The following is a 24867-nucleotide window of genomic DNA, read 5'->3' on the forward strand; positions in this document are numbered from 1 at the left end:
TAGCTGATAGGTTGCCCTCAACGCACTTCGAACCGGTATTTCCCGGAACCGAGCTCCAATACCAGGTATTGGCCTTGTATACCGCTTACCCTCATGTCGCGGTTATTTACTACCGGTTTGCCGCTCTCTGTCACATTTTCGGCAGCCGGGGCGGGAATGAACACGGTGGCCCGGGTGTTAACGGGTATCACAACCTCTATCAGCAGCCTGTTACCCGACTTCTGCCAGGCTGAAACGATCTCTCCGTTGATAGAATGGTAGCTGGCCCGCACCTTGCCGATCTCCGCAGGGGCGATCTCAGGCCGGACCACGAAAGTGCGATACCCGGGTGCCGCCAGGCGGATGCCGGCCATATTGCCGAATAGCCACTCGTTCACCGATCCGAAGGCATAATGGTTAAAGGAGTTCATACCCCCGTTATTTTCGAATCCTGTTCCTTTAATGTAACTGTTCCAACGTTCCCAGATAGTATTGGCGCCGTTTATCACTTCAAATCCCCAGGAAGGGTATTCGGTGCTGAGCAGCAGCCGGTACGCCACATCGCTATGGCCGGTGGCCGAAAGCGCGGGCAGCAGCGGTTTAACACCCAGGAAACCGGTGCTGAGTTTCCCGCCATTTTCTCTGACCAGGCCGGCAAGCTGATTTCCGGCGTATTCATTCCCGGCACCATCCAGCACGCCGGTATAGATGGCGTTGGCGTACGCGGTTTGCGTATGGCCGTCGAAACCCATCGCCCCGTCTACATACCCGTTTCCATCGCCGTAAGCTGCTGCGTTGGTTTTAAATCTTCCTGCCGGGTCTGTATAATGCTCCTTAAACCGTGCAGCTACCAGGGAGAACACCTGGTGGTAACGCGCGGCCTCGCTGTCAAGCCCCGTTCCGCGGGCCATTTCGGCCATCATGGCGGCACATTGCGCGAAATAGAGGGTAGCCAGCAGGTCGGGAGGTGTTTTTTTACCTACCGAAAGCCAGTCGCCAAATCCGCCTTTCGGAGAAATATCTTCGAAACTGGCTTCAGGGAAATAGTATCGCCCCTTACTCTTATCCTCCAGGAACTGCATATATTTCGCCATGTTGGGCCAGAACTGCCGGACCATTTTCGTATCGCCATACGTTTTATACATATGATACATACAAATAATCCCGGCCTCCGACCAGCCGGGCGAGTACTGATCCGTAGCCCTTACCTGGGGCGCCGGTGCATAGATCGGGTACGTATTATCGTCGCGCTGCGCATCGTTGAGATCCACCAGCCATTTATTGTAAAATGCTGCGATGTCGTTATTAAAGGTCGCCGACTGGATGTATACCTGTGCATCACCGGTCCACCCCAACCGCTCATCCCGTTGCGGGCAATCAGTGGGGATATCGAAATAATTCGATCGCTGCGTCCATACGATGTTGTGGTACAGCTGGTTTACCAGGGCGTTGTCGGTTACCAGCGACCCGGCCACCGGCGTATCCGAGCCCATAACCAGGCCCGTGATCACATCCAACCCCGGCGTTCTCTTTAAACCTGTTACTTCTACGTACTGGAAGCCATGGTAAGTGAAAGCGGGCACCCAGGTCTCGCCCGCCGGATCGCCCTTAAGAATATACGTATCCATAGCCCTTGCCATGCGAAGGTTCCCGGTCATGAGCCCGCCTTCCGGGAAAAGCACTTCCCCGTAACGGAGCGAGATGGTATCGCCGGCGCGTCCCTTTACCTTTAAGCGGATGCTGCCTGCAAAGTTCTGCCCGAGGTCGATGATATATTTTCCACCGGGCCGCGCAGTTACCTTCTTCGCACGAAGCGCTTCCAGGATCCGCACGGGGTTGCCGGGGTAAACCTCCAGCTTACGCGAAGGAAGGTCCGGGTAAACCCCGGCGGCTTTCCAGCCTTTCGCGGGATAACCGGGCTTGTCCCACCCCGGGAATTCGAGCTGTGCGTTATAGGTTTCCCCGTTCAGGATATCGGCTTCCACCACGGGGCCGTAATTGGTTTTCCAGGTTCCGTCGGTTCCCACCATGGAGGTCCGCCCATCGGTATATACTATTTCCAGCTGTGCTTTCAGCAGGGGAACCCTGCCGTAAAAGTTTCGCTTAACAGGATTGTTTACCAGGAGAGCGTACCCGAGGTAACCGGCATACCATCCGTCAGCAACGATGGCGGAGAGGGTGGAAACAGCCGCCAGCATCGCCGTGACATCATATACCTGGTAATAAACGCGTTTGTGGTAGTCTGTCCACCCCGGTGTGAAGTAGTCGGCACCCACGCGTTTACCGTTCAGGCGTACCTCGTAAAGTCCCAGCGACGTGATATACAACCGCGCGCGCTTTACCGTTCCTTTCAACGTTATCTCTTTGCGGAAATAAGGCGCCGGTGGCAGGTGATATACTTTGCCCCTGCCCAGCGAATCCAGGTCATTGCCGATCCAGCTTGCCTGCCAGTCGCTGCCTTTAAGTAAACCCATTTCCCACCGGGCTATCGGGCTCCAGGGACCGGCAACACCATTTTTGTCCCAGCTGCGCACCTTCCAGTAACATACCTGGCGGGATGCCAGCGGTTTTCCACCATACTCCAGCTGGTTGGTTATGGTAGTTTTAACCATACCGGGATCCCAGAGATCGGCCTTGCCCGGTGCCAGCAGTGCCGGTGAACTGGCAACCACCACCTGGTAAGCAGACTGCCATTGGTTTCTTAACTCCGACCGCAGCTCCCAGCTCAACCGCGGCCGCGTGGCATCGGTTACCGGGTCGATCTTATATTCCGTACGGAGATAAACGGCGCGCAGCGCCGGTTGCCGCGCAAACAGCCCGGGGATTATACACAACAACAGCAACCACAGAAACGACAGCTTTTTCATGCCAGGGAATACGATAATTGAGTTTAGTAAACATATCATTTATATCTTGCCTGTAAAACCGGTTAAAAGCCCTTCCCAGTGAAAAAGCTATCGCATGTACTTGTCATCATCGGCCTCATTTTCGCCTGCAAGGGCTTAATGGCACAAAATCGCCCGGAAACGGTCGGTCAACCGGTAACCCCGCACCCGCGGTTGCTGCTCGGCGCCGGGGAAGAAGAAAGCATCCGTAAGACCATCGGGTCCGATCCCGCCTGGAATAAGCTGCATCAATCCATCATCCGCGATTGCGATGCCATGCTCGCCATGCCGCCCGTTGAGCATGTGAAGATCGGCCGGCGGCTGCTCGACAAGTCGCGCGAATGCCTTCGCCGTGTATTTTACCTGTCATATGCTTACCGCATGACGAACGACGCGAAGTACCTCCAGCGGGCTGAGCGCGAAATGCTCGCCGTAGCCGCTTTTAGCGACTGGAACCCTACCCATTTCCTGGACGTCGCAGAAATGACCATGGCCATGTCGATCGGTTACGACTGGCTGTACCGCGATCTCCGCGAAAACTCGCGTACGCTCATCCGCGAAGCGATCATCGGCAAAGGCATTGAGCGCTCAAAAGAGCCGCAGTATAATTACTGGCTGAAGGTGAATAACAACTGGAACCAGGTGTGTAACGCAGGAATGGCTTTTGGCGCAATAGCTACTTACGAAGATAATCCTGTCCTGTCGCAAGAAATTATTTCGAGGGCCATTACTTCTGTAGAGATCCCTATGAATGAATACGAGCCCGACGGCGCTTACAACGAAGGATACGGCTATTGGGCCTACGGAACTTCGTTTAACGTAATGCTGATCAGTGCGCTCCAAACCGCCTATCGCAACACGTTCGGCCTGTCGGAGAAAAAAGGCTTCCTCAAAACCGCCGTTTACCTGCAGCACATGACCGGCGTCACCGGCAAACCATTTAATTATTTTGATTCAGGGAACGGCGCCGGCCTCAACCCCGCCATGTTCTGGTTCTCCGAAAAACTGGCAGATCCGTCGCTGCTCTGGGTGGAAAAAAGCTACTTCAACCAACAAAAAATATCCGGCGACCGGCTGCTTCCGGCTACGCTTATCTGGGGTAAAAACCTGTCGTTCAATAAAATAACCCAACCAAAAGAGACCACTTACCTGGGCATCAGCGCCAACCCGGTAATGATGATGCGTACGTCCTGGAGCGACCCCAAAGGGTTATATCTTGCCGTGAAAGGCGGCTCTCCCTCGTTAAACCACGGGCACATGGACGCCGGCAGTTTCGTGTTCGATGCCGGCGGCGTGCGCTGGGCCTCCGACCTGGGCATGCAATCTTACGAATCCCTGGAATCAAAGGGCTTTTCTTCGCTGTTTGATATGAAGCAAAGCTCGCAACGCTGGACGGTCTTCCGCCTGAATAACTTCGCACACAACACCCTCACCATCGACGGACAACTGCAGCAGGTAGCGGGTAAGGCGCCCGTGATCAGTCATTCTGAAAAACCTTCCTTTATGAACGCCGTGATCGATCTCACTTCCATTTACCAAGGTGTTACGAAACTCCATCGTGGTGTTGCCATCGCAGACGAAAAGTATGCCGTGGTGCGGGATGAGATCACCACCGGTGAAAAGGAGGTCATCCTCCGCTGGTCTATGGTTACTACCGCGAAAGTCATCATCGCCGGGAACAATAAAGCCACGCTGCGGCAGGGCGATGACGTGCTGGAACTGACCGTCCAGGGAAGCGGCGATATCCGGTTCAAATCCTGGTCTGCAGAGCCCGCTACCAGCTACGACGCACCCAATCCCGGTGTCATCCTCGTTGGCTTCGAAGTACGTATCCCCGCAGCAACCGCCGAGGCAATTAACGTGCTGCTGGTACCGAAGGGAGCGGTTAAGAAACCTGTGAGAAAGGTACAGTCGCTAACGGAGTGGGGACGTTAGGCGCCGGCATCCGCGCGCATAGCTGCGCCAGTTAAAAGCGGTATAGGAAACGTAGCGATGGCTTTTTTATAACAGGTTAGGATAATCGGAGATGATACCGTCAACGCCAAGTGCTTTTAATGCGTCTATTTCTTCTGTTGTATTTACCGTCCAGGGTACCACTTTAATGCCTTTGGCATGCGCTTCCTTTACCATTTCTGCGGTAACAAGCTTATAAGCGGGACTATACACGAACGGTATAAAGCCCAGTTCGGCGATATTCTCAGCAAACGTCTTTTTATTATTTTCCACAAGGTAAGAGGCACGCATATGCGGGTATTTTTTGCGCAGCACCTGCAGCGTGCGTTTGTCGAACGACTGCACCACTACCCAGGGCGCGATCTTCTTTTCCTCCACCACATCCATCAGCAACTTCACAAAACGGTCGGGCACGGGATTGTTAATGTTGTCCTCTTTCTCGCTGCTCTTGGTCTCGATATTATAAAAGGGCTGCTTTTTGCCGGTTTTGTGTATATACGCCTGCACCTGTTCAACCAGGTCGGAAAGCAGCGGCATCGAAACCTTCATCTTTTTCTGTTGCGGGAACTTGTCATAAAACCTGGAACCTACATCAAATTTCGCGATGTCGGCAAAGTTCATTTTATAGAACGCGTAGTTGGCTGCCTCACTTTTCGGGATCTCTTTCCCATCCGCGGTAAGCGAAAACAACGGGTTAACGTAATCATCGTGGGAAATGATCACTTTCCCGTCGCCGGTGATGTGGATGTCCATTTCGAGCGTGGTAACACCCAGGTCGATCGCGTTTAACATGGCGGGGATGGTGTTCTCGGGCATCAGGCCGCGCCCGCCGCGGTGGGCCTCGGTATCGAACGCAGGGAACGGCTGGTTAACAGAAGACACTCTTGTTTTGCAGGCGGAGAGGGCGAAGAGGAGGAGGAGGAGCTTTTTCACTTCCGGATGTGTATAACCCTGTTTCAATCAAAGAAACAGGCGAGGTAGTTGTTTATGGAATTAGCGTACGCCCTGTGGCGCCGGCAGCAGCAATAACCGACCGCGCCTGCGCGTCCCCGGGCCGCTTTTCATCGTAAATATTTTCCTTATAATAAGTCGCCGTATTTAGTATTTAAATGTAGCGCAAGTTTTAAATTTTATGTTACCAGATTGTTAAGGTCGTATATTATTTAAGTGACATTTAACGTTGACTTGTCACCCCGGCCTTTTGCGAAAGCTGGCTTCCGCTTATTCGTCGGTAAACCCGGTGACTGACGCATATGGACGGCATCGTGGTGAACTCACCAGCTTCGACCTTCGCGACAGCATCGCCCGGAACGTGAGCTTGCTGGCGCCACAGGCCTACCGAGGGCGACGAGATGGCCCCGGCCTGGTCCTTTGCCGCGATATGTTCAGGCTGAATGATGGCGGGATCCGGCTGGAATCCACCGCAAGGAGGGTGCACCTTCGTGTTCGAAGTACGCGCCGCCCGATAGTCTTTTGTCATCTTCGCATCATAACCGCACCTTATTCCTTATTTCTCTTGCATGATAAAACAAAACACCCTTACATTTGCTAACACTGTTAGGTTATTTAACAATGGGCATTACAGACAGACGGCTGCGGCAGAAGGAGGAGGTTAGGCAAAACATTATTTGTACCGCGTGGCAGATGGTGATGAAGGACGGGTGGCATGCACTATCTATCCGCAAGATTGCCGACGCCATTGAATACAGCGTGCCCGTTATCTACGATCATTTCGAAAACAAGGAGGCCATCCTGCTTGAATTCAGCAAGGAGGGTTTCCGGATACTCTCCGCCAAGATCATAGAGGCGAGAGACAAGTTCCAGGATCCGGCCGAACAGATCCGCTCTATGGCAGACGCCTATTGGGATTTCGCCCTCAATAACCTGGAGCATTACCAGCTGATGTTCGGTATCGGAATGGCCTGTTGCGAGATCTCCAAATCGATGCCCGAGCAGGAAAACTTCCGGAGGCTCGTTTCCGAGCCGATGGAAGAACTGGCGAAAAAGAACCAGCGCGGTGATGTGAACATCTGCCTCAAATACCACACGTTCTGGTCGGTGATGCATGGGCTCATCTCCATCAAAATAGTGGGAAACTCGGCGTACGATACCGAACTAAACAAGCTGGTACTCGACGACGCCATCAGCGGCTTTATTAAAAACCTTAGTTAAGGTTTTTTTTTGGCCACTTAGCCTAACATCGTTAGGAAAAATAACATTGTATAAACATTCAGGATATACCCGGTACCATTAACTCTTAACAACGAATCATCATGAAAACAACCAGGAAGAATACACTTTCGACCCGCCACGGCGGGCTATTAATACTGGCGGCTGCGTGGCTGCTTATTTACAGCGGCTGCGCGCCTTCGGCCGGTCAAAATGCAGCCCCGCCTGCCGGGGAAGAATTGCCGGTAATTACGGTTTCCTCGCGCCCGGTAACTACCTATACAGAATTTAACGCATCGCTGCAGGGCAGCCGCGATATCGAGATCCGTCCGCAGGTAGATGGTTACCTGCAAGCCATCTTCGTAGACGAGGGCGCTTATGTACACCGCGGTCAATCACTTTTCCGCATAGACCCCGCCAGCTACCAGGAACAGCTTAACACGGCAAACTCCCTGCTGCTTTCCGCTAAAGCGGCATTAGAAAATGCCTCTATAAACGTAGAAAAGCTTACTCCGCTGGTACAAAACAAAGTAGTATCGGAGGTTCAGCTGCGGCTCGCGCAGTCGGCCTACGAATCGGCGAAAGCGAATGTGGCCCAGGCGACCGCACAGGTACAGGCGGCCCGGATCAACGTAGGCTATACCGTGGTTACCGCACCGGTGGATGGGTATGTAGGCAGGATCCCTTTTAAAACCGGCAGCCTTGTAGGCAAAACACAGGCAGAAGCGCTTACCGTGCTTTCGGAAAACAAGGAAATGCACGCGTACTTCAGCATGAGCGAAGTGGATTTCCTGCGGTTTAAAGAAGACTTCCCGGGCGCAGACGTACCTGAAAAGATCGCCAGGCTACCCCAGGTAGAGCTGCTGCTGGCCGATAACAGCATCTACGCCGTAAAAGGTAAAGTAGAGCTCACCGAAGGACAGTTCGGCAAAACCAACGGCACCATCAGTTTCAGGGCAACGTTCCCGAATGCGGGCGGATTACTGCGCTCCGGCAATACGGGAAAGATACGGATCCCGAGCCAGGTTACCGGCGCACTGCTGGTGCCGCAGGAAGCCACCTACGAGCTGCAGGACAAAATATTCGTTTACGCGCTGACCGACAGCAACAAAGTACTGGGCAAACCGCTCACCATCACCGGCACTACCGGGAACTACTACCTGGTTTCCGGCGGACTAAAAGCTGGTGAGAAGATCGTTTACCAGGGGATCAGCCGCTTACACGACGGTACCGTGATCAGGCCGCAGACCATTTCTGCCGACAGCCTGTTCCGGGTAGCTTCGTTGTAGCCGGCCGTACGTCCAACCAACCCTCACTTTTTTCACTGCCCCGCAACATGTACCAGGGGCATTATGCCACAACTATGTTCAAAATTTTCATCGAACGACCGGTACTATCTACCGTAGTCTCCATTATCCTTACCCTGCTTGGCGTACTTTCCCTGTATACCCTGCCCATTACGCTGTTCCCGGACATTGCGCCGCCCACCATCCAGGTTACGGCCACGTATCCCGGCGCCAATGCCGAAGTGGTGGCGCGCGCCGTGGCCACTCCCATCGAGGAAGCGGTAAACGGGGTGGAGAACATGACTTACATGACCTCTACCACCAGTAACGACGGTACCATGACCCTCAACGTTTTCTTTAAATTGGGCACCAACCCCGACCTCGCGGCGGTAAACGTCCAGAGCCGGGTGTCGAAAGCGGTAAGCCAGCTTCCCCAGGAAGTGGTACAGGCAGGTATCTCTACACAGAAACAGCAAAACAGCATGATCATGGTGCCGCTGATCTACAGCACAGACAGTACCTATGATGAGACCTTCCTGCAGAACTATGCCAAGATCAATATCATCCCCGAGATCCAGCGCGTACCGGGTGTGGGACAGGCAACGATCTTTGGCGCACGTGATTACTCGATGCGGATCTGGCTTAAACCCGACCGCCTGACTGCCGAAAACCTTTCCGCGCAAAACGTGCTCGATGCCATCCGGGAACAAAACATCGAAGCGGCACCCGGCAGGTTCGGGCAAAGCAGCACCCAGGCTTTTGAATATGTACTAAAGTACGCCGGCAAGTTTTCTAAGAACACGGGGTATGAAGAGATCATTCTCAAAGCCAATCCAGATGGGTCGATGATCCGGCTCAAAGATGTGGCACGTGTCGAATTCGGTTCGTACACGTACAGCGCCAACACCAGGATCATGGGCCACCAGGGAACCGGGCTCGCCGTATTCCAGACAGCCGGCTCCAATGCCAACGACATCCTCACCGAGGTGGACAAAGTGATGCAGAAAGCCGCAAAATCTTTCCCCAAAGGCATCACTTACTTTAACATGTATAGCTCGAAGGAGTTCCTCGACGCCTCCATCAGCCAGGTAAAACATACGCTGGTGGAAGCATTCATCCTCGTATTTATCGTGGTGTTCATCTTCCTTCAGGATTTCAGGTCGACACTTATTCCCGCTATTGCGGTGCCGGTAGCCATTATCGGTACCTTCTTTTTTATGCAGTTATTCGGCTTCACCATTAACCTGCTTACGCTTTTCGCCATGGTACTGGCCATCGGGATCGTGGTAGACGACGCCATCGTGGTGGTAGAGGCGGTACACACCAAAATGGATGAAACGGGGCTGCCGGCACGGGCTGCCACCATACAGTCGATGAACGAAATCTCGGGCGCTATCATCTCTATTACCCTCGTGATGGTGGCCGTGTTTATCCCGGTAGGTTTTATGCAGGGACCTGTGGGTGTATTTTACAAGCAATTTGCGTTTACGCTGGCTATCGCGATCCTTATCTCGGCGGTGAACGCATTGACGTTAAGTCCCGCACTTTCCGCGTTATTTCTTAAAAATTCACACCACGATGAAGCCGGCCAGCCGGTTAAAAAAGGCTTTGGCGGCAGGTTCTTCGCGGCATTTAATGCAGGCTTTAAATCGACCACAGACCGGTATATTTCCAGCCTCAATTTCCTGATCAGGAAAAAATGGGTGGCGCTTAGCGCCCTGGCGGTGATCACGCTGGCCACTGTCTGGATCATGCGCGGTACGCCAACCGGGTTTATTCCTACAGAAGACCAGGGCTTCGTGGTGTACTCGGTTAATCTCCCCCCGGGAGCGTCGCTTAACCGCACCCAGAAAGTGATGGACAAGATCGATAAGCTGCTCGACGAGGTGGAAGCGGTAGAACGGCACGGCGCCGTAACCGGCTTAAATATCGTGGCTAACGCCAACAGTTCCGCCTATGCGGTGGGATTTATACGGATGAAACCCTATGGTAAACGCGGGCCGGTAAATAAGCTCGACGAGCTGATCGGCGTATTGAACCAGAAATTCAGCGTGGTAAAGGAAGCCAGTATCTTTATGTTCGTGTACCCTACCGTGCAGGGTTTCGGCAACACCAGCGGCTTCGAGCTTATTTTACAGGATCGCACCAGCGGCCCGCTCGATAAAATGAACGGCACCGCCAACGGGTTCATCGGCGAACTGATGAAACGCAAGGAGATCATGTACGCGTTCACCACGTTTAATACCAGCAACCCGCAATACATGCTCGACATCGATTACGGTCGCGCACGGCAGATGGGGGTATCCATTACCGAGCTGATGCAAACGCTGCAGGTATATTACGGAAGCTCATTCGCCTCCGACTTTAACCGGTTTGGCAAATATTACCGCGTAATTGTACAGGCAGACATCCCCTACCGGGACAATGCGGCATCCATTAACAATGTATTTGTGAAAAATAACCTCGGGGAGATGGTGCCCGCCAATGCCCTGGTGTCGCTCCGGAAGGTGTACGGCCCGGAAACCGTTACCCGCAACAACCTCTTTAACGCGGTAGCCATCAACGGGTTGCCAAATCCCGGGTACACTACCGGCGATGCCATTAAAGCGGTACAGGAAGTGGCCGAAAAATACCTCCCGAAAGGCTATGCCTACGAATGGAGCGGGATGACGCGCGAAGAGCAAAGCTCCGGCTCGCAGCTCACCCTGGTATTCATCCTCAGCCTTGTGTTCGTGTATTTCCTGCTTTCGGCACAATATGAGAGTTATGTGCTGCCCTTCGCCGTGATCCTTTCCGTACCAACCGGGATCTTCGGGGTTTTCGCCTTCATCGGGCTCTCCGGTATCGAGAACAACATTTATGTGCAGGTGGGGCTCATCATGCTGGTAGGCTTGCTTGCCAAAAACGCGATCCTGATCATCGAATACGCCGTACAGCGCCGGCGGGCGGGCATGGACCTCGTTACGGCAGCCATCGAAGCCGCACGGTTAAGGCTCCGCCCTATCCTGATGACATCGTTCGCCTTCATCGCGGGACTGCTTCCGCTGGTGCGGGCCACGGGCGCCTCCGCGTTGGGTAACCGTTCTATCGGAACAGGCGCCGTAGGCGGGATGCTCACCGGCGTAATTCTCGGGGTATTTGTGATCCCTGTCCTGTTCGTGATCTTTCAATACCTGCAGGAGAAAATCACCGGAACACCTAAGCTGGTTGAACGTGAGACGCCGGATATTTAATAACGTCCGGCAAATACTTTGTCCTATGATTTATCCTTTTATCACGAGCTGCCGCCACGTCAAACTTAAAACGTCAAACGTCAAATCTACACGCATGTTTACGACAAACCACATGAAAAATCACTTCATTATCTGGAGCACGCTGCTCCTCATTGCCATCCTCGCCAGCGCTTGTAAAGTTGGCAAAGACTATGAGCGGCCTGAGGTAAGCCTTCCTGACAATTTCAGAAATGTATCGTTTGCAGATACGAGCAGCATCGCCTCGCTGCCCTGGAAAACATTTTTAACCGACACCGCCTTACAGAACCTTGTTAATAAAGGCATTCAATACAACTATAACCTGCAAATGGCGGTTAACCGGATCGGCATTGCCGAAGCTGCGTTAAAGCAGGCAAAAGCGGCCGGCCTTCCCCAGGTGAACTTGCTTGTTTCGGGGCAGTACAACCGCCCCTCCAACAATAGCCTGAGCGGCCTGAGTACCAGCAGTTTCCTGGGCAGCAGCCACATCGAAAACTACAATGCCGGCCTTAGTGTTGCCTGGGAGGCCGACACCTGGGGAAAGATCCGCCGAGGTAAAGAAGCGGCGCTGGCCACTTACCTGCAGACTTACGAGGCTACCAGGGCGGTACAAACGCAACTGGTGGCCGACATTGCCCGCGGATATTTTAACACCCTGTTACTTGCCGGGCAACTTGGCATCGCCCGGCAAGCCCTGCGTCTGAGCGACAGCGTACTGCAAATGACCACCTTGCTTAAAGAGGCCGGCGAAACCAACTCGCTGGCCGTACAGCAGGCCGATGTTCAAAAGCAAACCACCGCCCTGCTCATCCCTCAACTGGAAGAAAGTCTCGCGCTGCAGGAAAATGCGCTGCAGGTACTTACCGGGCAGCTGCCCGCGCCGTTAAAGTTATCGGCCACCCTGGGCGATGTTACCGTACCTGTTTCCCTGCCTCCCGGGGTACCATCGGCATTACTCAGCAGGAGACCCGACATTCGCGCAGCAGAACTTGCACTCACCGCCGCCAATGCGCGTGCCGGCGTGGCCCAGGGAAACCTGTATCCTGTGCTGAACATCACCGCCGCGGGCGGTATCGAAAGTTTTAAGGCCAGTAACTGGTTTAATATCCCCGGCTCACTTTTCGGCATTGCCGGAGGAACGCTGCTTACGCCCGTTTTTAACCGACGCGAGCTGAAAACCCGTTACGAGATCGCCAAAAAAGAAAGAGAACAGGCGGTGCTGCAATTCCGGGAAACGGTTCTGAATGCGGTAGGGGAGGTTTCTGATGCACTGGTGCGGCATGAGAAACTGGCACAGCAACAGGAGATCGCAGTAAAACGCGCCGCGCTGCTAAAAACGGCCGTGGCCAATGCGAAGCTGCTGTACCAAAGTGATATGGCCAACTACCTGGAAGTGATCAGCGCACAAACCAACGCCCTGCAGGCTGAGCTTTCGCTGGCCGACATCTGCCGCGCACAACGCGATAATATGGTGGAACTGTACCGGTCGCTGGGTGGCGGCTGGAAATAATGATCAAAGGAAGTAGCGGTACCGTTTACCGGCCCGCTCTGCCTTAATCTGTTCTTTTTTCAACATGGAAGAGAGCACCACGGTGAGTACATTATTCAGTTTTACCGGGTCGGCAGCCGGCTTAAGATCATGTAGAAATTTGAAAATATCGTCTTTACAGGCCGGCCCGGTCTTTGACAATGCAAACATCACTTTTTCCGTCACTTTTAGTTTATCACTAAAATCAAGAGGAACTGTTAGAGCGGGCGTCTTTTTTATTGACCTGACCACCGGGCCGCCTATCCGGTCTTCAACTACTTGTGCAAGTTGCGTTAATTCGCCCTTCCCGGGCAAGCTTTCTTCCGCTATACTGGTTAATACATCTAATACGAGTCGAAACCGGGCTAATTCGGCATTGAGTGAGGCTATTCTTTCTTCCAACAGGTCAACGATATCTTTATCAGTAATTTTGGACATAACTAAAAAAATGAGGGTATAGCAAATATAGGTTGATTTTTGCTAACTAACCTGCGTAGTCATGTTTTCGGACCGTAATTTCTCCGAAGTCCAAAATAAATATGATAGGGATACCCAATTATATCCTCCGGCGGTCTACCTGGTTTTTATGAAGTCTTTCAATTCGCTGATTTTGTCGGTACTCAGGATATCCGCCCCGAGCTCCATTAATTTGGACCATACGGCCGGGTTGTCCTGGGCTCCCCAAAAACGGATCTTCCTGCCGGAACTGTGCACCGAATTGATCACCGCTTTTAGTAGTTTTTCATCCTGCGCAGGCAGTAAGCCTATCCCCTTCCACTTAGAATACGTGGCAAAATTGAGACTTACCTGCGCCACCCGGCTCCATTGTAAAGGATTATGGGGAAGCTGCAAGTCATCGTCAAAGAAAATATAAGAAGGATATTGCGGGTACGACGCAGGCACCGGACGCGTACCCGTGATCACGATGGTTAACGGTGCGTTGTTCCTTCCATCGAAAATGATCTTTTCCAACGGTTTCAGCTCCTTTATCAACACCGCAAGCGAAGAAGCATACCCCTCTTTAACATCGATCAGGAGACTAAGTGGGCGCGGATGGACGGTAAGTTCCTTTAACGCAGGGACCAGGTAAAGCGCCGACAATGTTCTGCCGGGATCCAGCCCCGTGGTATCATGCGACACCAGCAATTTGCCATTTCGCAAAAAGACATCGGCTTCGATATAACCCACGCCCGCGTTAAAGGCATCGTAAAATGCTCCCGGACGCGAATAATCGTTATGCGAATGAATGCTTGCGGGCACATAAGATACGCCTGGGGTAACCTGTCCCAGGCCTGTTTTGCTGCTGATCGCCAAAAAAAGAAGCAGGAGTGTTTTCCTCATAATATTAAAGTTTCAAGGATTCTTACCGCTTCTGCGGTATTATTCCTGGTGGAGGTATAATCTTACCGCACGCGCGCGTTCCGGTTATCCATGTTTCCGGCAAACATACGGATAAATGGGATCATGGCATTTGGTTGCTGGGGAGCAGAAAGCGAAGAGAGACAAAGGAGATATTGCAAATTAGTTAAGTTTATGGTAGTCTTAAATAAACAGATTCGGTATATTTATTAATGAAAAAACCCGCTTAATGAAAAAACTCGCCGCCGCCTCCCTCCTTACCCTGTTGTTATTAAAAACCGGCCCCGCTTTCGCCCAGGAGCATCCCAGGGTTCCCGGGTTCCTGCTTTTTGCCGGCGGCAGTTTTATCGACGACGAGGTGTTAAAGCCGGGCTTCGACGCGGGGATCGGTTATGAATGGCCGGTTTCGTCTTCCTTCACCTTAGGCGCCAACTTCCTCTACCAGCGCCATGAGCGTAAGGATATCGAGCAGGCATACAAGCCGTATTCGTTGCGATTCGCACTTAAATACTTCCCCTATAAATTACTGAATAAAATTGTAAGCACCGCCAGGTTTCCGGCAGATCTTTATTTCAAATCCGAGGGCGGTATCAGCCGCGATAAGGTCGAGAAGTACCGCAGCACGAACCTTTACAGCGCAGGCATCGGCTACCAATTTCATACACAGGGCAACAACATGATCACGGTAGACGTAGGTGTTAACGAGATCAACATGCAACGGTTGAATAATACCGACGTTGCCGCATCCGGGGCAATTGTAAATGTGTCTTATTTTCTTGGGAAAAAGTAAGGGCCGCCGGTGCTGCAGATCAGCAATCAACCTGAAATTAAACATGTCTACTAATAATGTATAAACGACTTATCTTATGAACCGCAGAAGTTTGATCAAAAAGTTAGGCGTCACCCTCGGCGCCACGATCGTAAGTTCGGATACCATCGCCAAAATTGCCGGTAACACGTATTCGTACAGCATTCCGCCCAACCCGGCGCATAAGCCGTTCGCGAAACCGGTAACGGCCATTACCCTGGGCGCCGGCAACCGCGGAAACGTATACGGCGGCTTCGCGGCACAATTCCCCGACCAGCTCGATATCATCGGGGTAGCGGAACCGGTGCCCTTCCGCAACGACCGGTACGCGGGAATCCATAAAATTGTCGCCGGGAACCGCTTCAATACGTGGGAGGATGTGTTTAAACGGCCTAAGTTCGCCGATGCGGTGATTATTTCCATGCCCGATAACCTCCACTACGAACCCTGCATGAAAGCGCTGGAAATGGGTTATGACATTCTGCTCGAAAAGCCCATCGCACCTACAGAAAAGGAATGCCGCAACATACTTGCCATGGCTAAAAAAACCGGTCGGATCGTGGCGGTTTGCCACGTTCTGCGATATGCGCCCTATTTCGTAAAAATGAAAGAGCTGATCGCGGCGGGCGCCATCGGCCAGGTAATGAGCGTCCAACACCTCGAGCCCATCGAGCATACCCATATGGCCCACTCGTATGTGCGCGGCAACTGGCACAATTCCAAAGAGACCACGCCCATCCTGCTCGCAAAATCCTGTCACGATCTCGACATCATAAAATGGGTGATCGATAAACCCAGCCGTGAGATCGTTGCGATGGGCGACCTGAAATGGTTCAGGAAAGAAAACGCACCGGAAGGCAGTACCGACCGTTGTACCAGCGGGTGCAGGGTGGAGCGCGAGTGCCCTTACTCCGCCATCCGCGAATATGTGGAACGCGGTGGCCGTAACAAGGTGCTCGATATCCCGGACAATGCCACGGCCGAAGAGAAAAAAGCACTAATCATAGAACGGCTGCACACCACCAACTATGGCCGCTGCGTGTACCGTATGGACAATGACCAGCCCGACCATTACATCACCAGCATCCGCTTTGCGGACAACGTTACGGCCAACTTCTCTATGGAAGCCTTTACCTCGTATGCCGGAAGGCGCACCCGGGTGTTCGGCGCCATGGGTGATATGGCGGGTGATATGACCGAACTGGTGATCACGGATTTCAGGACCGGCAAACAACAGAAACTGAAGCCGGTAGCCGAAGATGTTGAAGGCTACAAGAATAGCGGTCACGGGGGCGGGGACTGGCTGCTGGCCCGCGATTTTGTACAGGCCGTGGCACACCAGGATCCCAAAATGTTAACCTCTACGATAGATGAGTCTATCGAAAGCCACCTGATGGGGTTCATGGCGGAAAAGAGCAGGAAGACGAAAAAGGTGACGGAGGTCGTGGTATAAACTTACTACACTTCGGGTGCTGCTGCCGCGTCTTCCTGCTTCACTTTGGGTTTCTTTACTGACACCGTTCTTGAAGCCGATGGCTTGGGTGAATTTTTTATGGCTGCCCTGTTTTTTGTAACAATAGGCGCTGCCCCAACGTTTTCGGCAGAAATAGCCACCGTTTTTGTCGACTTAACACTCCTGGCGAACTTCTTCGCCAATTTCGCGCTGCTTTTACTGATTGTTTTGGCTATCTTTTTCGAATCCAGTCCCAGGCTTGCAGCCACTTCGGCCACACTTGCGATGAGTGCCAGCTTAATCTGTTTACGGGTATCAGCGGAGCTTGCTTTAGATCGATCTTTCTTCATAAATATACTTATGAGACAAATGTATCGCGTATTTATATTAACTCAATATTATCATTATGTTAATTTCAACTCAAATAATGCCTGGATGCTGCGGTTAACGACATATTAAACCTGACGATTATTTGAACATTTCTTAAGAAACGCTTGATTTATGCTTAATGCACAGGACATAAGTAAACGTTATCCTTGTGAATCACAGCATCCTGACTATGCAACTACAATCGCTCGATCCCGTTCGCCAGCAACATTTTTTTCTCCCGAATGCGTACTCGCACAACGATTACTGGAACAAGCGCCCATTGGCCGATGCGCTTGAAAACGGTTTCCTGTACGTGGAAGCCGATATTTTCCTCCTGTCGGGCCAGTTGATCGTTGCCCATGTTAACCCGTTCTGGAAAAAGAACCGCACGCTCGAAGAGCTCTATTTTGCACCGATCGCGCGGTACCTTGCCACTCCCGGCTGCACCATCGACCGCGATCACCCCGTTACCTTAATGATCGATATCAAGACCGGGGCTGCCAGGACCTATAAAGCCCTGCTTCCGCTGCTGGAAAAATATCGCCACATCCTTACCGTTTGCGAGAACGGCAGGATTAGCCGCAATGCCGTTACGGTAGTGCTTACCGGCAACAAACCCACCGGCATACTCAGTGAAGAAGTTTGTCGCCTGGCATTCATAGACGCCGACCTGAAGTCGATCAAAAAGCGCCCTCTTAACCATGCTATTTCGCCCATGGCCAGCTGCCGGTATTCCCGTTTGCTGAAATGGAGCGGTAAAGGCCCGATACCCGAAGCTGAGCGTACCAGGCTAAAGCTATATATCCAAATGGCACATTTCCAGGGAAAAAAAGTACGGCTCTGGGCTTCGCCCGAAAATGAGGCGGTATGGAAAGAACTGCTCGCCTGCGGCGTAGACCTGATTAACACTGACCGGCTGGTAGCATTGAAAAATTTTCTCGTAGCCGAACAACGAACCCTCTACCCCGGTAAACTGTACGTTTAAGATCACCGGATGGCGGTAACGGGCGTGCGGGGTTTCTAATCTCCCCCGGCATCCCTATATTTACCGCCATTATGCTTACTGTTGAAAAGATCGGCGGCACCTCCATGAGCGCCCTCGATACGGTTATCGAAAACATCATCTTATACAACCGTTCCGGCAACGAGCTGTATAACCGCGTATTTGTAGTATCCGCTTTTTCGGGCGTAACCAACCTGCTGCTCGAAAACAAGAAAACGGGTGAACCTGGTGTATACCATCGCCTGGCAAAGCAACAGGATTTTCATAAACCGCTCAAAAGCCTGGTAGGCAAGCTGAAAACCATCAATAAGAAATATGCGCCGCTGGGCCTTAACCTCGCCGAAGCGGATACCTGCATCGAAACCCATGTGGCCGAAGCGCAAACCTACCTGGAGAACCTTGCAGGTATCCTGGCATCGGGCTATGTAGCTACCGAGGGCATTTTGCAGGCCGCGCGTGAGATCCTGGCCTCTATAGGCGAGAGCCATTCGGCCTTCGTTCTCACGCATATCCTGCAGCACAAAGGGATTAACGCCACCCTGGTAGATCTTAGCGGGTTTGGTGATATCCGCCCGTTCACCATCGATCAGCGTATCAAACATGCCTTTAAGCACATAAACCTGGCGAGTACCATCTGCATTGTAACCGGTTATGCCAAAGGTACCGAAGGGATCATGCGCGAGTTTGACCGTGGCTACTCGGAAGTTACGTTCAGTAAGATCGCTACCGTGCTTAAGCCGCACGAAGCCATCATTCATAAAGAATACCACTTGTCAACCGCCGATCCGGCACTGGTGGGGGAGGAGAATTGCAATCCCGTGGGATTTACCAACTACGACATTGCCGACCAGCTGGCCGACGTAGGCATGGAAGCCATTCACCCAAAAGCCTCCAAACCACTGGAGATGAGCGGTATAAATCTGCGTATCAAAAACACCTTCGACCCGGCGCATTCCGGTACGCTCATCACCCGCGAGTTTATCAGCCCTGCCAAACGGGTAGAAGTGATCACCGGTACTGATAAGCTGCTGCTGGTAGATATTTACGATCCGCTAATGGTGGGTAACGTAGGCAGCGACTTGCAGATCATGCAGGTTTTCGCTAAGCATCACATCAGCTACACGTTTAAAGCAACCAGTGCCAATAGCATCACCATTGTAATATGGGAACGCGACTTTGCCAAAAAACTGGTAAGCGACCTCGCTGCCTATTTCGAAAAGATCACCGTCGAGAAAGTGGCCATGGTTTGTTTACTCGGCTCGAACATGGACGAACCCGGTCTGCTTGCTAAAGCTGCGGGTGCCCTCACGGATGCCGGCGTAAATATTGTGGGCGCGGGTTTCGCCCTGCGCAAAGTGAACTTCCAGTTCCTGGTAGCCCGCGAGGATTTCGAGAAAGCGGTGATCGGGTTAAATAAAGTGGTGGGATAAACGGCTGAAGAGCGGCATTGCGCACCGGCATCGTACCGGCTCATCGGTGGTAGCCAAAGGTGTCGGAAGTATCGGTCAATTTACGTTTTAGCATGCCCGCCGCCATGGTATACCCGCCGTCACTGCCATCCACAAAGTGGATATGCCCGTCTTCGAGATCGCGTACATAGCACGACATCACAGAGTCGCGGCTGACGTGCAGGCCATACAGGATCTCGCCGGTGCTTTCCAGTTTGCCCAGCGCCTGCTGCAGTTCTTGCTGCTGTTGCATCGTACCGGAGATCACGGTATTAATGCGACCATCCATCACCAGCGTGTCCGACATTTCTACCAGGCGGTTAAGGTAATTCCGGCCCTTCGCGGTGCGGAAATAGATCCCGGCAAATAACATCCTGAGCCAGTTCTTGAACAGCCCAACATACCGGATCCTGCCCAGCTGCAGGCGCATTTCGTCGCTTAACCGGTTAAAAGTGGTTTTCATGCGCAGCTTCGCCACCGATATCGGCTGCCGCTTTTGCGGGTTACCATAGATCCTGTCCAGCAGGCCGATCACTTTCCGGAAAGCGGCAGCCTGGTCCTTTCCGTTGGTAGCTACTACCAGCAACGTAACCACTTCCTGTGTACCCGCGGGCGGCGGGATCCGGTCCCAGCGGCATTGCATCCCTTCCAGGTCAAGCTCGCCATCCTGCGGAAGGTGATCCGCGACAGCCTTATCTGCATCTTTAACAAGCTTCTCGCTGTATGTGAGGCCGTCACCCAGGATCACCGGGATCGGGAATTTTTCCGTCAGGCTGAATTTGGCGATCGTTAACCTATGTCCTTCGTGATAGAGTCGCTCCACCGGAACACTCCCCACCCTCAGGTCGAGCTGAAAGTTGCCCAACGTATTTTCTTTGTGGAGAATAAGCGCACGCATCACCGGCTGCAGCAGGCTCGGGGGTATCAGCATCGTAGCACCGTCTCCGCCGAAGAAAAAAGGGATGGTGATCTTTGCCCGGTAGGCGATGTTCAACGCGGTCACGATGCTGCCTGTGGCAACAAGGTTGATGGTTTCGTGTAATCCGCTCAGCACCGCGGGTGTCGAATTTTTTACATCCGTGATCACCACGAACCAATCGGCCGGCACCTCCACGAACAGCCCCGGAACACCCAACAGATCGTACATGCTGCTGACGGAAGCCGGCAGGTCCGTATAAAAATGATCGCTTGTGCGGGACTGGGTCATTTATCAATGGGTTGCGATCGGTTCTCTCGCGCTTTTAATATACGCTTAAACTGAAAACAAAGTACGATTTCCTTCATTCACCGCCCGTTTTTCATCATTCACCGGCACACTTCCACTGCCTGCCAGCTTGTTATAGGCGAAAATGGCTTACTGCGATACTTTTGATTCAACAAACGACAACAAAAACTCAACGTCATGAAAACAACATACTTTTTTACCACAGCATTATTAATACTGGTTGCCACCACCGGCTTCGCCGATGATAAAAATAAAGAGTCGAAGAAAGCCAGGAACGAAAAGGCCACTGAAAAATCAGTTACAAAATTCACCTCTTTTAAAGCGCCTGAATTTAACTGGGGAAGCCCTGAAGACGCAACGATCGCCATCGAAAACATCCACGCGGCAAAAATGGCCTTCGCATTGCCTAAATTTGTTTGGGGAGAGGATACCGAAGTAACCGTCGAAGAAAAAACAGCGGAGATCAAATTACCAGCTTTCGTTTGGGGAAACCCCGAAGAGGTTGAAATGCCTGATCCTTTAAAATAGCCTGCTTCCGGTCCGTATATAAATACCCCGATTCCAGCCTATATACGGCTCGCCGGTTTTAGTTTTTTGAAGCCCGCCTTTCACACCCTTCTCATCCGCTGCATCTCTCCTGCCGAAAAGGTGTTTTTTGAAAGGAAACGCCTTTTCCCGCTTTTGGCTTTCCTGCTGCTATCTGCAAATATTTTTGCAGGTTGATACCAGCAGGAATTTTTTACGTCTATCCCCAGGATCAGTACGGGCTCTTTGCGAATACGCGTATACGTCTCAATATACCGGTCTCATCCCGGTGATCAGAATTAACCATAAACCGCATTACCCAGCCACCAACTGTTATAACAAAACGTACGGCGGGTTGAAGAAGGTCAGCTACTGCAATTTACCGGGTGACCTGCACGATAATACGGAAAGCATGAATTCCCTGCAAATCCGCCCCGGGTATAAAGCCCGAAATACCTGTATATCGGTGGCGGCGCATTCATAGCCGGGGAATCGTCGCCTGGTATCCCAGGACCGGAGTTACAACTTCACCGCCAATTTTCCGCCGTTCACCGCCCCTGTTCCGCTGCCCGCCAGTTTGCTGTAGGCCGGCCCGGCTTTCCGCTATACTTTTGATTCAACAAACAACAACATAAAACAATTAGTCATGAAAACGACACATATTCTTACCACAGCTTTATTAGTAATGGTTGCTGCCAGCGGTTTTGCTGATGATAAAAATAAGTCTTCAAAAGAAACAGGTAACACTCCGTTATCCGCTAAGTCACCCGTAAAATTCAAGCCTTTTAAAGCGCCTGAATTTAACTGGGGCAACCCCGAAGAGGTGGCTAAAAACGTGGAGAACACACCGGTAACTAAACTGCGCTTCCCGCTTCCTGAATTCGCTTCAGGAGAAAACACCGAAGCAACCGTAGAAGAAAACGTTACGAAAATAAAATTGCCGGCTTTCGTTTGGGGAAACCCCGGTGAAGTTCAGGAGCCGAAATAACGGGATTTTGCGACAGCGTACATTACTCCCTTCAAACGTTAAATTAATGTTAAAAGTAAAGTATTTCATAAAAATCCTGTAACGCTTCGAAACCTGGTCTCGTCTTATTATCAAACAACATCAAATATCAACAACAAACAATAACCAACTTAATCAACAACATCATGAAAACTCTAAAAATAACTTTCCTGGTAGCCTGCGCAATGTTCACCGCATTGTTTACACAAGCCGGCACTATCAAAACGGCAAACGATAAACTGAGCATGGACTATGCGATCGTAGCGTATGTCGACGCTTTCAGCCATGGCAAAAATGAAAACCTGGCTTCGGTATTAGACAAAGATGCCAAGATGACGGTACAACGCGGTAAAAGCATCCTCACTTACAACAAGGCTAACATCCTCCAGATCGCCAAATATACCGAGGGTACCGAGCAAAACTGCAAAACCAGCTATTCGGTGATCGAAAACCTGCCAGGCCAGGTGATCGTGAAAGTGAACCTTGATTACGAAAAATTCAGCCAGGTAAATTACGTAACCATGTTACAAACAGATAAAGGCTGGAAAATCACCAACGTATCCAGCGTGTATAATTAATTAGTTTTAGTGTTAATAGAGAGAAAAGAGCCTGCTTGCTTCGGTAAGCGGGCCTTTTTTTTAAAGCATCAGTGCAAACCTTTCCCTATCGGTTACTGTATTTCAAGTATCTTTAGTACCATGAATCAATGTGATGACCTGTTGCCGGCATTTTTTTGTGTTCCGGACATTACCGGATTTACCAGGCTCATCGCTACCGCGGATATCGAATTCAGCAAAGAGATCATTCCCGGCTTACTACGCAGGCTGGTGGACTCCAACATCCTGAAAATGAATGTAGGCGAGATCGAGGGCGATGCCATCTTTTTTTACCGCACCGGGAGATTACCTGCCGCGGCGCGCGTAATTAAACAATGTCACCTGTTCTTTAGCACGTTCGAAACATACATCGCTACTTATAAGAAAAGTCACCCGGAACATTACGAAAAGCACCTGGCCGATGGGCAGCTGGGTTTGAAAGTGATCATCCACTATGGATGCGCATGCCCGGCGAACATCAAAGGCCGCACCAAGCTAATTGGCAAAGACGTGATCATTGCGCACCGGTTGCTAAAAAATAGCCTCGACGAAAATGAATACATCCTCTTTACGGAAGACTACGTGCGGCGCGTACGGCGCAATTATGGCGGAGTGATCTTTGCCGAAGACTGGCGCTCGGGCTCAGAAACTTACGAATATATCGGCGAGGTGAAGTACAACTACCTTACGCCCGATGAATTCGGGCGTGCCGAAGATTAAGCCACCTCGTAAGAGATCAGCATAATAACCACGAAACCGATCCCCGTTACCACCAATCCGCCCATAAAAATATTGTACGACCAGGAAAGCAGCCGGTATTTTTTAACAAGCACCGAGCCGAGGTGGTAAATGTCGACCGACATGCTATCATACAGCGCCTCGTTCTGCTCTTTCAGCAGGTTTATCTGGTCCACGAATTCCTGCAGTTTCAGCTGTGCGAAGTTACCGAAGAACAACACGCTGCTTTGCTTATTGGCAAGCTCAAATTTCTCTTTTGAGGTGATATTCGGCCGTGCCGAAAGGATGGCGAATACTACCGCCGTGAGACTGCTCAGCAACAGGATGGCCATCGGGAACACGAACCTGACGCTGCCAAGCTCTCCCTGGCTGGAAAAAGTGAACCCGGTGCCAAACAGCGTGATGATCAGTGATACGATAATGGTATTAATACTGATCATAATATTTGCTTTATTGTCGGCAAGTGAGCTCAGGTCGATGTGATACTGGTACACGGACCGGTACAAAGTTTCGATTCCCCTGCCCAGCTTTGGCGGCTTATTAAGCCCGCTCTTTTCAAGCTTCAGCTGGTTCTTCTCCCCGGCCTCTTTCACCTCTTCCAGGGTGGCGCGCTGCTTTCGGATATTATCTTCGCGTTGCTCGCCATAGAGTGTAAGCGCTTCTTCCGTTTTAAAAGTGATGCTGAGCAGGAAATTAAGCTGCTCCTGCTCCCATTCCACCGCCGAATAACGTTTCCCCAACAGGCGTTCCCATTCTATGCGAAGCAGCTCCGCCCGCCGGGTGAACTTCTTTTTGCCAATGCTGATGTAATCTGCATCATGCAATATTTCTTGTAAGGTACCATCAGGAACCGAATCGAACCGCGTCGATAAAATAAGACTTTCTATTTCGGCAATGTCTTCCAGCTTATATTCGCCGTCTAGGTAATCCTTCATGATGGCTGCGCTGTGCGCTTCATGCCCTTCATAGCTGCGCGTATAACCGGTGTCGTGAAACCATGCCGCCAGCAGGAGCACCTCCAGGTCGCGGCTGCTCAGGTCATAAGCTGCAGCCAGTTCCTTGCACGCTTTTACTGTTTGCAGCGTGTGCGGGTAGTTGTGGTATACGTGGTCACCGGAAAGCTTCTCCTTAAAAAGGTCGAAAACATATACCGAAGCGTTCTTAATAATGGGGTTCGTATTTTTCATTTGTCGCTGTTAGCTGCCTGGCAGCTTAATTACATTAATAAAAGTGCACCAGGCCAGATCAGTGCAGTTACCGCACCTTCCCGGTACTGATCAATACAT

General features: G+C 51.7%; 21 protein-coding genes. 13 read left to right on the forward strand and 8 right to left on the reverse strand.

Annotation, left to right across the window (positions count from 1 at the left end; translation table 11 throughout):
- Positions 1 to 17: 17 nt before the first annotated feature.
- On the reverse strand, positions 18 to 2846 hold the full coding sequence (locus GS398_RS20445; RefSeq protein WP_160908675.1) for an alpha-L-rhamnosidase: 2829 nt from the start codon (positions 2844 to 2846) through the stop codon (positions 18 to 20).
- A 78-nt stretch (positions 2847 to 2924) separates the two neighbouring features.
- Here GS398_RS20445 and GS398_RS22900 point away from each other — a divergent pair, with 78 nt between their 5' ends.
- On the forward strand, positions 2925 to 4799 hold the full coding sequence (locus GS398_RS22900; RefSeq protein WP_160908676.1) for a heparinase II/III domain-containing protein: 1875 nt from the start codon (positions 2925 to 2927) through the stop codon (positions 4797 to 4799).
- Positions 4800 to 4865: 66 nt separating this feature from the next.
- On the opposite strand, the gene GS398_RS20455 is transcribed toward GS398_RS22900, so the two are convergent.
- Positions 4866 to 5750 (reverse strand): glycerophosphodiester phosphodiesterase family protein, encoded by an 885-nt coding sequence (locus tag GS398_RS20455; RefSeq protein ID WP_160908677.1) that lies wholly within the window; start codon positions 5748 to 5750, stop codon positions 4866 to 4868.
- Positions 5751 to 5991: 241 nt separating this feature from the next.
- Positions 5992 to 6255 (reverse strand): hypothetical protein, encoded by a 264-nt coding sequence (locus tag GS398_RS20460; RefSeq protein WP_160908678.1) that lies wholly within the window; start codon positions 6253 to 6255, stop codon positions 5992 to 5994.
- Positions 6256 to 6389: 134 nt separating this feature from the next.
- On the opposite strand from GS398_RS20460, the gene GS398_RS20465 reads away from it, so the two are divergent.
- The 4 genes from GS398_RS20465 (at position 6390) to GS398_RS20480 (ending at position 13033) form a co-directional block, all read left to right on the forward strand.
- Complete coding sequence (locus GS398_RS20465) at positions 6390 to 6989, forward strand: TetR/AcrR family transcriptional regulator (protein WP_160908679.1); 600 nt, start codon at positions 6390 to 6392, stop codon at positions 6987 to 6989.
- A 101-nt stretch (positions 6990 to 7090) separates the two neighbouring features.
- Complete coding sequence (locus tag GS398_RS20470) at positions 7091 to 8275, forward strand: efflux RND transporter periplasmic adaptor subunit (protein ID WP_160908680.1); 1185 nt, start codon at positions 7091 to 7093, stop codon at positions 8273 to 8275.
- 74 nt (positions 8276 to 8349) lie between these two features.
- On the forward strand, positions 8350 to 11505 hold the full coding sequence (locus GS398_RS20475; RefSeq protein WP_160908681.1) for an efflux RND transporter permease subunit: 3156 nt from the start codon (positions 8350 to 8352) through the stop codon (positions 11503 to 11505).
- A 112-nt stretch (positions 11506 to 11617) separates the two neighbouring features.
- A complete protein-coding gene (locus GS398_RS20480; RefSeq protein WP_160908682.1) occupies positions 11618 to 13033 on the forward strand; it encodes an efflux transporter outer membrane subunit in 1416 nt (471 codons plus the stop codon).
- Positions 13034 to 13036: 3 nt separating this feature from the next.
- Here GS398_RS20480 and GS398_RS20485 read toward each other — a convergent pair whose 3' ends face one another.
- Positions 13037 to 13489 carry a hypothetical protein gene (locus GS398_RS20485; RefSeq protein ID WP_160908683.1) on the reverse strand — a complete coding sequence of 151 codons (453 nt, stop codon included), beginning with the start codon at positions 13487 to 13489 and terminating at the stop codon, positions 13037 to 13039.
- A 135-nt stretch (positions 13490 to 13624) separates the two neighbouring features.
- Positions 13625 to 14392: a PI-PLC domain-containing protein gene (locus GS398_RS20490; RefSeq protein WP_160908684.1), complete on the reverse strand. Its 768-nt coding sequence runs from the start codon at positions 14390 to 14392 to the stop codon at positions 13625 to 13627.
- Positions 14393 to 14639: 247 nt separating this feature from the next.
- On the opposite strand from GS398_RS20490, the gene GS398_RS20495 reads away from it, so the two are divergent.
- Both GS398_RS20495 and GS398_RS20500 read left to right on the forward strand, forming a co-directional pair.
- Positions 14640 to 15200, forward strand: a complete 561-nt coding sequence (locus GS398_RS20495; protein ID WP_160908685.1) for a hypothetical protein — start codon at positions 14640 to 14642, stop codon at positions 15198 to 15200.
- A 76-nt stretch (positions 15201 to 15276) separates the two neighbouring features.
- Positions 15277 to 16671 (forward strand): Gfo/Idh/MocA family protein, encoded by a 1395-nt coding sequence (locus GS398_RS20500; protein ID WP_160908686.1) that lies wholly within the window; start codon positions 15277 to 15279, stop codon positions 16669 to 16671.
- A 5-nt stretch (positions 16672 to 16676) separates the two neighbouring features.
- On the opposite strand, the gene GS398_RS20505 is transcribed toward GS398_RS20500, so the two are convergent.
- Positions 16677 to 17021 carry a hypothetical protein gene (locus GS398_RS20505; protein ID WP_160908687.1) on the reverse strand — a complete coding sequence of 115 codons (345 nt, stop codon included), beginning with the start codon at positions 17019 to 17021 and terminating at the stop codon, positions 16677 to 16679.
- 188 nt (positions 17022 to 17209) lie between these two features.
- Here GS398_RS20505 and GS398_RS22905 point away from each other — a divergent pair, with 188 nt between their 5' ends.
- Entirely contained in the window at positions 17210 to 18025 is an 816-nt protein-coding gene (locus tag GS398_RS22905; protein ID WP_202406153.1) for a phosphatidylinositol-specific phospholipase C/glycerophosphodiester phosphodiesterase family protein, read from the forward strand.
- A gap of 71 nt (positions 18026 to 18096) precedes the next feature.
- A complete protein-coding gene (locus GS398_RS20515) occupies positions 18097 to 19473 on the forward strand; it encodes an aspartate kinase (RefSeq protein ID WP_160908688.1) in 1377 nt (458 codons plus the stop codon).
- Between the two features lie 40 nt (positions 19474 to 19513).
- Here GS398_RS20515 and GS398_RS20520 read toward each other — a convergent pair whose 3' ends face one another.
- A complete protein-coding gene (locus GS398_RS20520; protein WP_160908689.1) occupies positions 19514 to 20698 on the reverse strand; it encodes a DUF3095 family protein in 1185 nt (394 codons plus the stop codon).
- A 195-nt stretch (positions 20699 to 20893) separates the two neighbouring features.
- On the opposite strand from GS398_RS20520, the gene GS398_RS20525 reads away from it, so the two are divergent.
- The 4 genes from GS398_RS20525 to GS398_RS20540 all read left to right on the forward strand — a co-directional run bounded on the left by GS398_RS20525 (position 20894) and on the right by GS398_RS20540 (position 23563).
- Positions 20894 to 21244 carry a hypothetical protein gene (locus GS398_RS20525; RefSeq protein WP_160908690.1) on the forward strand — a complete coding sequence of 117 codons (351 nt, stop codon included), beginning with the start codon at positions 20894 to 20896 and terminating at the stop codon, positions 21242 to 21244.
- A 643-nt stretch (positions 21245 to 21887) separates the two neighbouring features.
- Positions 21888 to 22229: a hypothetical protein gene (locus tag GS398_RS20530; RefSeq protein ID WP_160908691.1), complete on the forward strand. Its 342-nt coding sequence runs from the start codon at positions 21888 to 21890 to the stop codon at positions 22227 to 22229.
- Between the two features lie 164 nt (positions 22230 to 22393).
- Positions 22394 to 22825 carry a nuclear transport factor 2 family protein gene (locus tag GS398_RS20535; RefSeq protein WP_160908692.1) on the forward strand — a complete coding sequence of 144 codons (432 nt, stop codon included), beginning with the start codon at positions 22394 to 22396 and terminating at the stop codon, positions 22823 to 22825.
- Positions 22826 to 22945: 120 nt separating this feature from the next.
- Positions 22946 to 23563: a DUF2652 domain-containing protein gene (locus tag GS398_RS20540; RefSeq protein WP_160908693.1), complete on the forward strand. Its 618-nt coding sequence runs from the start codon at positions 22946 to 22948 to the stop codon at positions 23561 to 23563.
- On the opposite strand, the gene GS398_RS20545 is transcribed toward GS398_RS20540, so the two are convergent.
- On the reverse strand, positions 23560 to 24768 hold the full coding sequence (locus tag GS398_RS20545; protein ID WP_160908694.1) for a Pycsar system effector family protein: 1209 nt from the start codon (positions 24766 to 24768) through the stop codon (positions 23560 to 23562). The two genes, GS398_RS20540 and GS398_RS20545, sit on opposite strands and share 4 nt — an antisense overlap.
- Positions 24769 to 24867: the final 99 nt, after the last annotated feature.

This window comes from Hufsiella ginkgonis, assembly GCF_009834915.1.
Lineage (GTDB): Bacteria > Bacteroidota > Bacteroidia > Sphingobacteriales > Sphingobacteriaceae > Hufsiella > Hufsiella ginkgonis.

Excerpts from the sequence above, each read along its gene's own strand:
- GS398_RS20445 (WP_160908675.1), bottom strand. The coding sequence starts at position 2,846 with ATGAAAAAGCTGTCGTTTCTGTGGTTGCTGTTGTTGTGTATAATCCCC.
- GS398_RS20465 (WP_160908679.1), top strand. The coding sequence starts at position 6,390 with ATGGGCATTACAGACAGACGGCTGCGGCAGAAGGAGGAGGTTAGGCAA.
- GS398_RS20470 (WP_160908680.1), top strand. The coding sequence starts at position 7,091 with ATGAAAACAACCAGGAAGAATACACTTTCGACCCGCCACGGCGGGCTA.
- GS398_RS20475 (WP_160908681.1), top strand. The coding sequence starts at position 8,350 with ATGTTCAAAATTTTCATCGAACGACCGGTACTATCTACCGTAGTCTCC.
- GS398_RS20480 (WP_160908682.1), top strand. The coding sequence starts at position 11,618 with ATGAAAAATCACTTCATTATCTGGAGCACGCTGCTCCTCATTGCCATC.
- GS398_RS20485 (WP_160908683.1), bottom strand. The coding sequence starts at position 13,489 with ATGTCCAAAATTACTGATAAAGATATCGTTGACCTGTTGGAAGAAAGA.
- GS398_RS20490 (WP_160908684.1), bottom strand. The coding sequence starts at position 14,392 with ATGAGGAAAACACTCCTGCTTCTTTTTTTGGCGATCAGCAGCAAAACA.
- GS398_RS20495 (WP_160908685.1), top strand. The coding sequence starts at position 14,640 with ATGAAAAAACTCGCCGCCGCCTCCCTCCTTACCCTGTTGTTATTAAAA.
- GS398_RS20500 (WP_160908686.1), top strand. The coding sequence starts at position 15,277 with ATGAACCGCAGAAGTTTGATCAAAAAGTTAGGCGTCACCCTCGGCGCC.
- GS398_RS20505 (WP_160908687.1), bottom strand. The coding sequence starts at position 17,021 with ATGAAGAAAGATCGATCTAAAGCAAGCTCCGCTGATACCCGTAAACAG.
- GS398_RS20515 (WP_160908688.1), top strand. The coding sequence starts at position 18,097 with ATGCTTACTGTTGAAAAGATCGGCGGCACCTCCATGAGCGCCCTCGAT.
- GS398_RS20520 (WP_160908689.1), bottom strand. The coding sequence starts at position 20,698 with ATGACCCAGTCCCGCACAAGCGATCATTTTTATACGGACCTGCCGGCT.
- GS398_RS20525 (WP_160908690.1), top strand. The coding sequence starts at position 20,894 with ATGAAAACAACATACTTTTTTACCACAGCATTATTAATACTGGTTGCC.
- GS398_RS20530 (WP_160908691.1), top strand. The coding sequence starts at position 21,888 with ATGAAAACGACACATATTCTTACCACAGCTTTATTAGTAATGGTTGCT.
- GS398_RS20535 (WP_160908692.1), top strand. The coding sequence starts at position 22,394 with ATGAAAACTCTAAAAATAACTTTCCTGGTAGCCTGCGCAATGTTCACC.
- GS398_RS20540 (WP_160908693.1), top strand. The coding sequence starts at position 22,946 with ATGAATCAATGTGATGACCTGTTGCCGGCATTTTTTTGTGTTCCGGAC.
- GS398_RS20545 (WP_160908694.1), bottom strand. The coding sequence starts at position 24,768 with ATGAAAAATACGAACCCCATTATTAAGAACGCTTCGGTATATGTTTTC.